Annotated in this window: 11 protein-coding genes; 3 read left to right on the forward strand and 8 right to left on the reverse strand. The window is 53.9% G+C overall.

The features are described 5' to 3' along the window. The first annotated feature begins 140 nt into the window (after positions 1–140). Positions 141–1,367, forward strand: coding sequence for a TlpA disulfide reductase family protein (locus KK062_RS06420; protein WP_254083436.1), 1,227 nt, complete (start codon positions 141–143; stop codon positions 1,365–1,367). A gap of 81 nt (positions 1,368–1,448) precedes the next feature. Beyond that, entirely contained in the window at positions 1,449–2,978 is a 1,530-nt protein-coding gene (locus KK062_RS06425) for a DUF6600 domain-containing protein (protein ID WP_254083437.1), read from the forward strand. A 77-nt stretch (positions 2,979–3,055) separates the two neighbouring features. Here the strand turns inward: KK062_RS06425 and KK062_RS06430 are convergent, their stop codons facing one another. Then, a complete protein-coding gene (locus KK062_RS06430) occupies positions 3,056–3,955 on the reverse strand; it encodes a LysR family transcriptional regulator (RefSeq protein ID WP_254083438.1) in 900 nt (299 codons plus the stop codon). Positions 3,956–4,102: 147 nt separating this feature from the next. Here KK062_RS06430 and KK062_RS06435 point away from each other — a divergent pair, with 147 nt between their 5' ends. Further along, positions 4,103–5,230, forward strand: a complete 1,128-nt coding sequence (locus KK062_RS06435; RefSeq protein WP_254083439.1) for an alkene reductase — start codon at positions 4,103–4,105, stop codon at positions 5,228–5,230. 102 nt (positions 5,231–5,332) lie between these two features. Here KK062_RS06435 and KK062_RS06440 read toward each other — a convergent pair whose 3' ends face one another. The 7 genes from KK062_RS06440 to KK062_RS06470 are packed head-to-tail and all read right to left on the reverse strand — an operon-like array spanning position 5,333 to position 12,834. Beyond that, positions 5,333–6,580: a cystathionine gamma-synthase family protein gene (locus KK062_RS06440; RefSeq protein ID WP_254083440.1), complete on the reverse strand. Its 1,248-nt coding sequence runs from the start codon at positions 6,578–6,580 to the stop codon at positions 5,333–5,335. Between the two features lie 56 nt (positions 6,581–6,636). Beyond that, the gene (locus tag KK062_RS06445) at positions 6,637–7,746 is read right to left on the reverse strand and encodes a polysaccharide deacetylase family protein (protein WP_254083441.1); all 1,110 of its coding nucleotides are present in this window, start codon (positions 7,744–7,746) and stop codon (positions 6,637–6,639) included. Further along, positions 7,703–8,596 carry a glucosaminidase domain-containing protein gene (locus KK062_RS06450; RefSeq protein ID WP_254083442.1) on the reverse strand — a complete coding sequence of 298 codons (894 nt, stop codon included), beginning with the start codon at positions 8,594–8,596 and terminating at the stop codon, positions 7,703–7,705. Before KK062_RS06450 ends, KK062_RS06445 begins: the two co-directional genes overlap by 44 nt. A 16-nt stretch (positions 8,597–8,612) precedes the next feature. Further along, entirely contained in the window at positions 8,613–9,353 is a 741-nt protein-coding gene (gene pgl / locus KK062_RS06455) for a 6-phosphogluconolactonase (RefSeq protein ID WP_254083443.1), read from the reverse strand. Between the two features lie 4 nt (positions 9,354–9,357). Then, a complete protein-coding gene (gene zwf / locus KK062_RS06460) occupies positions 9,358–10,890 on the reverse strand; it encodes a glucose-6-phosphate dehydrogenase (protein ID WP_254083444.1) in 1,533 nt (510 codons plus the stop codon). 40 nt (positions 10,891–10,930) lie between these two features. Then, a complete protein-coding gene (gene gnd / locus KK062_RS06465) occupies positions 10,931–12,346 on the reverse strand; it encodes an NADP-dependent phosphogluconate dehydrogenase (RefSeq protein ID WP_254083445.1) in 1,416 nt (471 codons plus the stop codon). Between the two features lie 41 nt (positions 12,347–12,387). Continuing rightward, positions 12,388–12,834, reverse strand: coding sequence for an RpiB/LacA/LacB family sugar-phosphate isomerase (locus KK062_RS06470; RefSeq protein WP_254083446.1), 447 nt, complete (start codon positions 12,832–12,834; stop codon positions 12,388–12,390). Positions 12,835–12,857: the final 23 nt, after the last annotated feature.

A 12,857-nucleotide genomic window follows, 5' to 3' on the forward strand; every position in this document is an offset into this window, starting at 1 on the left:
GGCTGTATACACCCCGAGTTTTTTTTCGGTAAACACGTATGAGCTGCCGTGGCAGACCTCATCAGGAAAATATTGCCTGTTGAGCAATCTCCGGCGTAGAAATTAAAAATCTAGTGATTAACACACAAGACGGAATGATTATGAAAAATATTATAGCAAGCATTTTAATGTTGTGCGTCACCGCTGTCACTGCTCAGCATAACGCTAATGAGTGGTATACGATAGAGGTTGACGTGAAGTCGATGTCGACTAAACCTCGTATGCTATACTTGTGGTATGACGGTATCGGTCGTGGAGGTGACCACGCATTCTACGACAGTGCCGTAGTGGTTCATGGTAAGGTGCAATTCAAGGTGGCCATCGCCATGTCGGGCGAAGCCTACATAACACAAATATCAAAGGCGGCGCTTCGTGCGGCCAACCGTCACCTGCCCGATATTACCAAGGGCGATGCGTTGAAATTTTACCTGGAGCCGGCCGCACTGACGATCTACTGTGTGGACTCGCTTAGTAACTATGTTGTTACGGGCGGCCGGTACAGTAAACACTACGGTCACTTAAAAAAGGCGGAGGATGAATTTCTGCAACGTCGTGACTACTATTATTACCCTGAACTGGAGCGTTTGTACAAAGAGGATTCCATTGCGTTTAAGAGATTATTGCTGGACTATAAAATGGTAGAAGCAGATTATTACAATGTAACCCTGCGCAATTTTGTGCTTTCTCACTTAAACTCCGTTGTCTCGTTAGTGGCCTTACGTGCTATACAGTATAAAAATGGCGACGATCTGCGACTGAGCGATACGTTGCTCAAGTCGCTCAATGCGTCCGTTGCGCAGGCGCCCGAGGCGGATGACATCTGGCTATACCGCGAAACACTCGGCAGAACAGCCATCGGCGCAATGGCACCCATCTTTAATCTTCCCGATGATACCGACGCTATGCACGCATTGGAATCTTATCGCGGCAGCTATGTGCTGCTGGAGTTCTGGTCGAGCGACTGTGGCGTGTGCTTGGCAGAGCACCGCAAGCTCAAGAATATCCACGACCAGTATCGCCACCGGAACTTTGCGATACTCGGCGTTTCCTTTGACACCCTGCGCGAGCCGTGGTTGGCGGCCATTCATCAGGACGGCATCGGCAAGTGGGCACAACTTTCCGACCTGAAAGGATTTAATAGTCGCATCGCGATGTTATACGGAGTACGCAATGTTCCTCAAAACTACCTGATTGACCCCAGCGGCCATATTGTGGCCAAAAACCTCTGGGGCGATGAGCTTGCCACAAAACTGAAAGAAGTTTTCCGCAGCTGGCAGCCGGAAACGCAGACTACGCCGTTTTTTGATAAAGCCAGTCGCAGGAATTAACGCCTGCAAGCACCGCAACCGAAGTAGTGTAAAAAATGGCATAGTTTTTCGTTTAGTGTGTAGTACTAACAAACATGAAATATGAAAAAGGTGTGGAATAAATGGATCATGATGATCGCGGCGGCCTTTTTCGTGAGCATGCTAAACGTGACAGTCAGTATGGCCCACGATGGAGGCGTTACATTGCAAGTCTTCTATGACGAGCTGCAGCCCTATGGTACCTGGATAGCATATGAAAACTACGGCTATGTCTGGCGACCGCGCGTCGACCGTGACTTTGTTCCGTATGCTACCAACGGTTATTGGATCAATACAGAGTACGGTAATACATGGGTATCAGATTACGGCTGGGGCTGGGCGCCCTTTCACTATGGACGCTGGTTCTACGATGATTTTTACGGATGGATGTGGGCGCCCGATACGGTCTGGGGACCGGCCTGGGTAGCGTGGCGCAGTGGTGGCGGTTATTATGGCTGGGCGCCGCTTATGCCGGGTATCACCGTCAGCGTATCGTATAATTATTACGACCGCATTCCAGACCGCTACTGGAGCTTTGTGCCGTGCCGCTATATAACCTATCGCACCGTTTACCGGCATTGTGTACCGCGCCCGCAAGTAGTAACGATCATTCACCAGACGACGGTGGTGACACATCACTATACGGACAGTCGTCGTCGTACGTACTTTACGGGCCCGTCACGCCGGGAGATCGAGCGCGTGAATAATACCCGCGTGCCTGTGTATGCGGTCAACGATCGCAGCCGTCCGGGTAGGACGGAGATTGAACGCGACCGCGCAAGCTTCTATAAGCCTGAGATTAACAATGACCGTGAGTCTCGTGCCCAGGCAATGCCTTCGCGAATGGAGCGGAGAGACAGACGCTCGACGACTGATCTGCGCAATGGTCTGGACGACAACTCCGCGAACCGGCAATCGGTTGAGGATCGCCGTCGCGAGGTACGCGACCAGCCAACACGGCGGTCTGAAACAAACCGTGAGGGAGATGCCCGGATTGAAGAGCGCACGCGTGAAACTGAAAATGTCCGAAGAGGGCAGGAGCAGGAACGCAACCAGTCGCTGGAGCGGGTGCGTCAACAGCAAGATCAGAAGCTCCTCGACAAGAACGATTTGCGGCAGTCGTCGGATAAACAAACCCGCGAGCGTGAGGATGGTCGCCGTCAACAGGAAGCTCGCGAACGGCTAGACCGGGACAACGATAATCGACGTATGCAGGAAGAGCGCGTACGCGACCAACAACGCCAACAAGAGCAACAACGGGTGCAGGACCAGCAGCAGCGTCAACAACAGCAACAGGAGCGTACGCAGGAACGGCAACGTCAGCAGGAGCAACGCGTCCATGAGCAGCAACGTCAGCAACAACAGCAGCAGCGTATGCAGGATCAGCAACGTCAGCAAGAGCAACGCCAACAAGAGCAGCAGCGTCAGCGGGAGCAGCAACAACGTCAGCAGGAGCAGCGGGTACAGCAGCAGCAACGTCAGGAACAACAGCAAATGCGTCAGCAGCGCATGACGCAGCCGGAGCGGCAGGCTCCAAGTCGCTCGGAGTCGCCCAGGGAACAACGGGGCAACGGATCCAGACGGAGAGACTAACTATCCGTAGCAAGAACGATATAATCTATGATCTCCTCCCATCGAAGCGGGGGGAGATTTTTTTGTAGCTGTCAAGGTTAAAACTCTTCTTTCTCGAAGATTGCTTTCACCTGGGTGATTTCCTGTTCATAGATTGTTTTCTTGCGGGTGGCGAAGTAGAGGACGTTTTCAATCACTTTTGTACCGGTTGAAGCGATGCGCATCTTGCGGGTGGCTACGGCTTCGCGACACAGGAAGTCGGGTATAACGGAGAATCCCTCGTTATCACTCAGGCACCGTACGATCGAGCTGATGTTGGGGACGATGTAGTTGGGCTTAAAATCTGGATGCTCGTTGAAGTTATTAAACCAAAAACGTTTCAGGTGTTCCATATCGGCGGCCGTGCTATACCAGATTTGCTGCTTCAGCCATTGTTTAGCCGCTTCCAGATCTTTCTTTTTTAACAATGACTCCAGCGCCGTGGTGCGAGTTTTGTTCCCACAGACGAGTACAATGCGTTCTTTCGAGAACGGTGCATACTCCAGGTTTTTTTGCTGGCCTTTTTGGGGTGTGATGATCAGATCCAGTAATCCCTTGTCGAGATCTTGCTGCATCTGCGGATACTCGCCGAATTTGATGATCACGTTAAACGGCAGGGAGCTGATGTGCTTTTCCAGCGTAAATTGAAATGTCTCGAAGCACATGCCGATGCCGATCGTCGATCGCTCGGTCTTTGAGCTTTTGTGAAAGACTTGTTCAGCCGTTTCGAGCTTATTAAGAGGCTCCAGGATAAAATTATACAATACTTTGCCGCGTTCGGTCGGCACCATCTTCTTGGCTGACCGGTCAAAGAGCTTGTACCCTGTATATGCTTCCAATGAACTAAGATGAAGGCTCACCCCCGGCTGGGAGATGTAGAGTTGTTGGGCTGCGCCGGTGAGCGTGCCGGTGTCGTAGATCGCTTTAAAAGTTCGTAGCCATTCCAGGTTCAGAAGCATCGCCGTCGATTTATGTGAGAATAGTCTTAGAGTGTGTATCAGTTTTCTGATGCAAACCTACTATTTAAGTTATTGTGATAATAGCACGTTCCGAAGGATTTTCGCGTAGTAGAGGAAAGAAATTAACATCATTTAATAAACATCGCTATGTTATTCCAAGCTTATACGCTTCAAGACCTGAAACTCAAAAATCGCATTGTTATGCCGCCCATGACCCGCTCACGCGCAGCGACGGGGGAAGTGGCCACCGCGTTGATGGCCGAGTATTACGGCCAGCGCGCTTCTGCCGGCCTTATTATTTCTGAAGGCACTCAGATCAGCCGGCAGGGCCAGGGGTATGCCTGGACGCCCGGCATCTATACACCCGCTCAAATCGAAGGCTGGAAACAGGTGACCCGTGCGGTACATAAAAAGGGCGGGTTGATCTTCGCGCAGCTCTGGCACGTCGGACGCGTATCGCATACGTCGCTGCAAGCGAACGGCCAGGCGCCGGTGGCGCCGTCGGTTGTGGTGGCCGAAGGCGTTAAAGTATTTGTAGACGCGGAGGGAAAGGGCTCGGCGAACGGCAAAGGTGTCATGACACAACACTCGACCCCACGCGAATTGACCGTGCCCGAGATACACCAGATTGTACAGGACTATGCACAGGCTGCACGCAATGCCATCGCGGCGGGCTTTGACGGCGTCGAGCTGCACGGCGCGAATGGCTATCTTATTGAACAATTCCTGGACTCTCAAACCAACCTGCGTACCGATGAGTACGGTGGCTCGCTCGAGAACCGGCTACGGTTTCTAAAAGAAGTCGTGACGGCTGTTGCCGATGCCATCGGCGGCGAGCGGGTAGGCGTTCGACAGGCACCATTGACAACGCACATGGGTGCTGTGGATGATAACCCTGAAGAAACCTATATCGCCGCAGCCCGCATACTTGACGAACTGGGTATAGCCTACATTCATATTGCTGAAGCCGATTGGGAAGACGCTCCCGTCATGCCCGTTGCATTTAAAGAGGCTTATCGCAAGGCCTTTCGCGGCACCCTCATCTATGCCGGTAAGTATACTGTGGCACGCGCCCAGGAGGCGCTGGCGAAAGGCTGGGCCGACCTTATCGCCTTTGGACGTCCTTTCATTGCCAATCCCGACCTGCCACTGCGCCTGGAAAACAACCTGCCGTTGAACGAAGCCGACCGGACCACATTCTTCGGCGGCGATACACGCGGCTATACTGACTATCCGGCATATGCCAGAACCGAGGTCTTAGCTGAAAATGAATAACGTAGTAGTCGAAGAAATTTATAACACGATGCGCCTGGAGAGTTTCCAGGCGCATCGTGATGTTTTATAGAAGAAGCAAGAGATCCTTTGAGTTTCCTATCCTTAGGCTTTCGAAGCCTCCAGTGCCTGCCGGAAATCTTCTATCAGGTCCTCTGTATCCTCAATGCCCACCGACAGCCGTATCATCGTGTCGGGTATACCCATCTCGGCCCGGCGTTCAGCGCCGAGCTCGAAGAAGATAGTCTGTGCCACCGGTATCGCCAGTGTGCGCGTATCGCCCAGGTTGCTCGACTTGATCACTACCTGCAGACGGTTGAGGAATGCCAGGCAATCAATTTTTTCATTGACAACAAAGCTCATCAGGCCGCCGTGGCGGTGAAACAGCGATGATGTCAGCGCGTGCTGCGGGTGGCTGGCCAGTCCGGGGTAATATACTCTACTAACCAGCGGGTGGGCTTCCAGGAAATTTGCCAGGGTCTTGGCGTTATGACAGGCACGTTCTAAACGCAGGGCCAGGGTTTCGGAACCAACGGAAATGCTGTGCGCAGCTTCGGGAGAAAGCGTGCCACCACCGTCGCGCAGGCCGCGTTTGCGGATCTGTGTAATGCCCAGCATGGCCGGTTTGATTTGCGCGCGTAGTATGGCCGTGATGTTTGGGAACTGCTCCCAGTTATACAGTCCGGTGTCGGTTACGGCGCCGCCCAGGGCGTTGCCGTGGCCACCGATATATTTCGTCAGCGAGTTGATAACGAGGCTGGCCTTGACCGACATTGGCTTGAACAGGTACGGCGAGGTCATGGTGTTATCGACTACGTAGATCAGGTTCTTCTTCGCGCAGAGCTCGCCGATGTTGGCCAGGTCGGCCACTTGTGTGGCGGGGTTGGCGATGGTCTCTACGAATACCATGCGCGTGTTGTCGCGACAAGCGTCGGCCACGTTCTTAGCGTCTGTGACATCCACAAACGAGATGGCTACCCCCATGTCCATGAAGGTCTGCATGATGCTGCGGGTGTTGCCGAAGAGGTATGAGCTCGCCACAATGTGATCGCCGGCTTTGATCAGTGCCAGTACCGTGGCGGTGATGGCGGCCATGCCGGTTGCAAAGCTTACCGTGGCCATACCACCTTCCATCTGTGTCACCTTGTGCTCGAGGGCTGTTGTCGTGGGGTTGCCTTGCCGTGAGTATGCGTACCCTTTGGTCTTGTTTTGAAAGACGTCTACCAGGCCTTGTACATCGTCATATCCCCAGGTGACGGCGGTATGGATCGGCTGATGCAGGGAGCCGAATTCGGGCTTTAAGAGGCGGTCGGAGTGAAGCAGTGTGGTGGTAAATCCCTTGGGCTTGCTCATGGCACGTTTGTTTGAAGTGCGGCAAAGATAAAAGCATTTCGCTATTCCCCCAGGCCTTACTTCACCTTCGTGTTGATCCACAGGTGGCTGTACCAGTACCAACCACCCTTTTTGCCAGGGGCAGTGAGCGTGTACAGTGTCCGGCGTCGCCCGGCAATGTCGGCGCCGGCTTGCACTGAAACTGTTACCAGGCCCGTGGTATCTTGTTTGGTAATGCGACACGAACAAGGGCTGCCCTGGGCAAAGCATTGCAGGCGCCTGGCTTGGATCTCGTCGCCGTTGAAGGTAAGCGTCAAGGCGGGACGTTTATCGGGCAAGGGCATTGGCGCGGAGGGCGTCGTTACATCCAGTGCACGCATCACAGCTTTCTCGGCAAACCTGGCGGGAGCAGAATAGGCTTCCGCCATCGGAAATCGCGGACACATAAACACGTCGGTACCATTGTACAAAACGCCCGAGAGTTGCGCCGCCGCGGCTTTAAACCCGGCATCTTTTACGATCTGCTTCATCTTGTCGTCGAACTCTCCATAGGGGTACGAGAAGACCACAGGTTTTTTGTCGAGATGCTTTTCAATGATGTCCTGGCTTTGCATGACCTCCTCGCGGAAGGTCTCGTAGCGGGTGTCAGCGCTTTGGTTGAGGAAGTAGTCGTGCGAGTGTGTATGATTGCCGATTTCGACATCGCTGGCCTGTGCCGTGTTGAGCTGGTCCCAATTCATGAAGTCGCCACCGCCTACGGTCTTGGTGTTGATGAATAGTGTGGCGGGCATTTTATACTTCTTAAGCAGGGGCAGTCCGTGGTGGAAGAAGCTGGCATACCCATCGTCGACGGTAATGACCGCGGTCTTTTGTGACGGCGCATCGGATTGTAAATAGTCGATGGCGTCGGAAAAGTTGAGCACCTGAAACTTGTTCTTTGCCAGGTACGCCAGGTGTGCTTCGAAGTCTTTAACGGATACGTTGGTGGTAGGATAGCGCCCATCGCCCACGCGGTGGTATATAAAGCAGACGATGTCCTTGCGGGGCCCGCTTGCCGGTTTTTCGGCGGTGCTGGTACATGCCAGCAACACAATGAGAAATGACAGGTAGAACAGCGGTCCCGGTATCCGGGAGGCCACGGAGTTAGTCCGGTAGAAGGTAAGCCGGGTCCAGCTGGTACGTATCATATTGCGTGAGGTTGTTGGCAATGATCATCTTCTTAAGCTGTTGCGTATAGGCCGACCGGCGCTCGGAGTAATACTTGAGATGGGGGAGAAGCTCAAACGGGTCTTGCGTGTGTTGCATGGCTTCGCGCAACTCGCGATAGGAGCGCGCGCGCGCCAGGATCTCGAAGTAGTGGCCGATGGATTGCGCCATGTCGTCGTACGCGCGCACATATACTTGCTTGGTCTTTCGCTTGCGCGAAGCCGCCATGCGGGGCTCTTTGGCGTTAAAAGACCAGATCCCAAACAGGTTCCGGGCTTGCAGAAAAAAACGTGATTGGCCCCAGCCGCTCTCCACGGCGGTCTGCGCCAGGATTACACTGTTGGGCAGCGTCACCATGCGGTCCGGCAGGTCTGTCAGGCCCACGGCCCGGTAACGTCGGCGCATGTCGTAATAAAAGGCGCTGTCGCCGGCCGTCCAATAACGCTTGCGCTGTAAAATATAGATCTTCTCGCGGTTTTGCTCGATCTGGTATTTGGCCACCAGAATAGAAGGCAATACGGTAGCAATGAAAGTTCGCTTTGCTTCCCGGCTGGGCAGCTTTGCCAGTCCTGACACATTGGTATATAGCAACGGTTTCACCAGATTGCCCGTCAAAGCAGCAACCTCTTTCAGCGATTGGAGCTGAATAGTTTCCGTGCGTACATGAAAGGTCTTGTTACGGCCGGTGTTGTGGGCAATGATCAGGATGATCAAAATACAACCCAGGAAGGCCGCCCAGTTTCTGTGTAGCTGTTGCGCCATGCCGTAAAAATAACGAAGCCCGGGGCGTACAGCAAGTCGTCGCCCCGGGCCGGTCAGAAATATCGGCATACCCGCCAAATAAGCGTTAATGGCGCTTTTTCAAGTCAGCAGACAGGTTTGCGGCTGCAGGCTCGTCTAAAAACCACACGATTTCACCCTTTTCAGGATGAATGAGCTGGGCTGGGTATTCATCCATGTTGCGGGCATCTTCCAGAATATGGTGTATTGCTTCGGCTTTGCCACCGCCGTACACTAAAAAGGCAATAATTGCCCCCCGGTTGATCACCGGGGCTGTCAGTGTGATGCGGTTCATTTTCACCTCGTCAATGTAGAGACCTTTCACAAGCGCCTCCTTTTCGTGCAGCACCGAGGTGTGCGGGAAGAGCGACGCGGTATGTGAATTGTCGCCGAGCCCCAGCAGGATAAAATCAAAGCAGATGGGCTTCTCGACAAAGTAGCCGCGAATGTCCTGTTCGTAGCCTGCTGCTGCCGCGTCTACTGAGAGGTCGGTGTTCATGCGAAATACCTGACCCGGGGTGATGTTCAGCGGTGTAAACAGCGTCTCTTGCGCCATGCGGTAGTTGCTGTCGGCGTGCGTGGCGGGCACATAACGCTCGTCACCAAAGAAGAAGAAGACCCTGGTCCAGTCGATCTTCGACCGGTAGGCGTCCGATGCGAGCAAGGTATATAATTTCTTCGGCGAGCTGCCACCCGAAAGTACAAAGGAAAAACGGCCGTGCTTGTGAATCGCTTGCCTGGCGCTGTCGACGATGAAGTCGGCCAGCGTTGTCAGCAGCGTATCGGTGTTGTCAAAGATGCGGAGCATAGGTTTACTTCTTGGAGTTTTTCAGCGGTAAGGTAAACCAGTGGAAACCGTCTTTGGCAATGAGTGACTCGGCGGTTTCAGGGCCCCATGAATCTACCGGGTAGTTCGGGAAGCTCAGGCTCTTCTTGCCACCCCAGGCATTGAGGATTGGCATGAGCAGGTCCCATGCAGCTTCCACCTGGTCGCCACGCATGAACAACGTCTGGTCGCCCAGCATGGTGTCGAGCAACAGCGTCTCGTATGCCTCGGGCGTGTCCCCTGTATACGTACCGTTGTAATCAAAGATCATGTCCACCGGGTTGAGCGTCATGTCCAGGCCGGGGCGCTTGGCTTGCACTTGCAAGCGTACGCTCATTTCTGGTTGTATGCTGATGATCAGGCGGTTTTGCTGCCAGCCTTCGATCGCTTCCGACGGGAAGATGAGGTGCGGCACATCCTTGAACTGGATCATGATGACCGACGACGACTGGTGCATGCGTTTACCTGTGCGAAGGTAGAAGGGCACACCGTGCCAGCGCCAGTTGTCGATGTGGAATTTGATGGCGGCAAATGTTTCGGTATTCGAGTCGGGCGCAACACCGGCTTCTTCGCGATAGCCAGGGTGTTCCTTGCCTTCCATCCAACCTTTACTATACTGGCCGCGTACAGCGTTCTTTTTGATATCTTCGGCTGTGAACTTGCGCATGGAGTGCAGCACGTCCACCTTTTTGTTGCGTACTTCGTCGGCCTGGAAGCTCACCGGCGGCTCCATCGCCACCAGGCAGAGCAACTGCAAAATGTGGTTCTGGATCATATCGCGCAGCGCACCGGCTTCGTCGTAGTAGCCCCCGCGGCTGCCCATGCCCAACTGCTCGGAAACAGAGATCTGTACATGGTCGATATAATTCCTGTTCCACAACGGTTCAAAGATCGAGTTGGAGAAACGTAATGCCAGTATGTTCTGTACGGTCTCTTTGCCCAGGTAGTGATCAATGCGGTAGATCTGTTGTTCCGAGAATACGCCGCCCAGCAGTTGGTTCAGCTTGCGCGCCGACTCCAGGTCATGGCCAAACGGTTTCTCGATGACGATGCGGGCCTTCTCGGGGTTCGCAGCTAATTTGAACTTCGAGAGGTTTTCGGCAATCGTGCTGAAGAAGCGTGGGGCTACTGCCAGGTAATACACTACGTTCGGCTCGCCACCACTCATCTTGCCAAAGCTGGCAATACGGTCGGCCTGGTCCTGGTAGGTTTGCGGATTGTTGATATCCGACACCTGGAAGAATACGTGTTTGGCAAACTCGTCCCATGTTTCTGACGGCGCCTGGGTCTCTCGTTTACGGGAGAATTGTTTGACATCTTTCAGCAATACTTCGCGGAAAGCGTCGTCGCTATATTGTGTCCGGCCCATAGCCACGATCTGGAAATGCGCGGGCATCCAGCCGTCGATATACAGGTTGTAAAGCGCCGGCACAAGCTTGCGCGAGGTGAGGTCTCCGGTACCACCGAAGATAAAGAAGACCGTTGGCTGTGATTTAATGGCGTCGGTTGCTGCACTCATGTAGTAAAAGCGAAAATGGTTACGTCGTGATGGGGATCGATTACTTTTTGGTCCATTGCGTGTGGAAGACGCCTTCCTTGCCGATCAGCTCATACGTGTGCGCACCGAAGAAATCGCGTTGCGCCTGAATGAGATTCGAAGGCATATGCTCGCTGCGCAGCGCATCAAAGTAGCTGAGCGACGCGGCAAAGGCTGGCACCGAAATGCCCGTGGCCGTAGCGGTCGAAACCACCTGGCGCATGCCCGACAGCGCACCTTTCATCTGTGCGGCAATGTCAGCATCCAGCAACAGGTGGGGCAGGGTATTATCTTTCTTATAGGCATTGTGGATGGATTGCAGGAAGGTCGAGCGAATGATACAACCCCCACGCCAGATCAATGCGATGTTCGCCAGCTGCAGGTTGTAGCCATACTCTTTCGATGCCTGCGACAGCAGGTGCATACCTTGCGCGTAGGCAATCACCGTCGTGAAGTACAGCGCTTCCTCCAACGCTTGTACAAACTTAGCCTGGTCAACGGAAAGTTTCAGGCCGTTGTCGGCATACAGCTTTGCCGCCTGGGTGCGGATGGCTTTGTATTTAGACAGGTCGCGCATGGACACGGCGGTATCGATGGCCGTGATCGGCAGTTGCAGATCCATTGCTACCTGCGAGGTCCACTTGCCGGTGCCTTTCGACCTGGCTTCGTCTTTAATGCTATCCAGCAACAGTTGGCTGCTGCCGGGTTCTTTGTAGGCAAATATGTCGCGGGTGATCTCGACAAGGAACGACTGCAGGCGTCCTTCATTCCACCCACGGAAGGTGTCGTGCATTTGCTCACCCGTCAGGCCCAGGCCTTTGCGCATGACTTCGTAGGTCTCGGCAATAAGCTGCATGATGGCATACTCGATACCATTGTGTACCGTCTTTACAAAGTTGCCGGACGAACCGGGACCGATATACGTTACGCACGGTTCGCCGTTGACCTTGGCTGCAATGGCTTCAAAGATCGGCTGTACTACTTTGTAAGCGTTCGGGTCACCACCCGGCATCATGCTCGGGCCGTTGCGTGCGCCTTCTTCCCCTCCTGAAACGCCCATACCAAAAAAGTGCAGGCCTTTGGCCTCCAATTCTTCGGCGCGGCGGTTGGTATCCATAAAATGCGAGTTGCCACCGTCAATGATCAGGTCGCCTTTGTCCAGCAGGGGCGTGATCTCAGCAATGGCACTATCCACGATCTTGCCGGCCGGCACGAGCAGCATGACTGCGCGCGGCTTGCTAAGGCTGCCGATAAACTCCTGAAGCGATGTAAATCCCTTTACTTCTCCTTTAACCTTCTCCTTACTAAGCGCCTCTACTTTCGAAGCATCTTTATCGTATCCGGCCACTTTAAAATTGTGGTCGGCCATATTCAACAGCAGGTTACGACCCATAACGCCTAAACCTACCATTCCTAAAACATACTGATCGCCTTGCATTTTGGTTGCTGATTAATTGTGCAGTGATACTAAATATTGTGTTATTCTTTTTCGAGTCGGTGTACTTTGTCCAGCCGGCGCTGGTGCCGCTCGGCACCGATGTAGTTTGCCTTTAAAAACGCCAGCACGAGCTCCTTGGCCATTTCGCTGCCGGTGACACGCCCCCCCAGGCAGAGCAGGTTCATGTCGTCGTCTTCGACGCCCTGGTGGGCGGAAAAATAGTCGTGCACGAGGGCCGCCCGTACACCGGTCACTTTGTTGGCGGCGATGGAGGCGCCTACGCCGCTGCCACACACGGCAATGCCCCGGATCACCTCGCCGGCGGCAACGGCCCGTGCCAGCGGCACGACCATATCGGGATAATCATCGGTGGGATCGAGCTCGAATGCACCAAAATCCTGAACGTCGTAGTGCTGGGCGCGGAGAAAGGAAGCAAGGACCTCTTTCAGTTCAAAACCTCCATGGTCTGCGGCTATTCCTATTTTCATGGCGTATTAAAATATAAATATCG

Origin of the sequence: Dawidia cretensis (assembly GCF_018598175.1) — a bacterium.
In the GTDB taxonomy this organism is placed as follows: Bacteria; Bacteroidota; Bacteroidia; order Cytophagales; family Cyclobacteriaceae; genus Ohtaekwangia; species Ohtaekwangia cretensis.

Bases quoted from the DNA above. Each gene is read 5' to 3' on its own strand.
- pgl (WP_254083443.1), bottom strand. From the start codon at position 9,353: ATGCTCCGCATCTTTGACAACACCGATACGCTGCTGACAACGCTGGCC.
- KK062_RS06435 (WP_254083439.1), top strand. From the start codon at position 4,103: ATGTTATTCCAAGCTTATACGCTTCAAGACCTGAAACTCAAAAATCGC.
- KK062_RS06440 (WP_254083440.1), bottom strand. From the start codon at position 6,580: ATGAGCAAGCCCAAGGGATTTACCACCACACTGCTTCACTCCGACCGC.
- KK062_RS06420 (WP_254083436.1), top strand. From the start codon at position 141: ATGAAAAATATTATAGCAAGCATTTTAATGTTGTGCGTCACCGCTGTC.
- KK062_RS06450 (WP_254083442.1), bottom strand. From the start codon at position 8,596: ATGCCGATATTTCTGACCGGCCCGGGGCGACGACTTGCTGTACGCCCC.
- gnd (WP_254083445.1), bottom strand. From the start codon at position 12,346: ATGCAAGGCGATCAGTATGTTTTAGGAATGGTAGGTTTAGGCGTTATG.
- KK062_RS06470 (WP_254083446.1), bottom strand. From the start codon at position 12,834: ATGAAAATAGGAATAGCCGCAGACCATGGAGGTTTTGAACTGAAAGAG.
- KK062_RS06425 (WP_254083437.1), top strand. From the start codon at position 1,449: ATGAAAAAGGTGTGGAATAAATGGATCATGATGATCGCGGCGGCCTTT.
- KK062_RS06430 (WP_254083438.1), bottom strand. From the start codon at position 3,955: ATGCTTCTGAACCTGGAATGGCTACGAACTTTTAAAGCGATCTACGAC.
- zwf (WP_254083444.1), bottom strand. From the start codon at position 10,890: ATGAGTGCAGCAACCGACGCCATTAAATCACAGCCAACGGTCTTCTTT.
- KK062_RS06445 (WP_254083441.1), bottom strand. From the start codon at position 7,746: ATGATACGTACCAGCTGGACCCGGCTTACCTTCTACCGGACTAACTCC.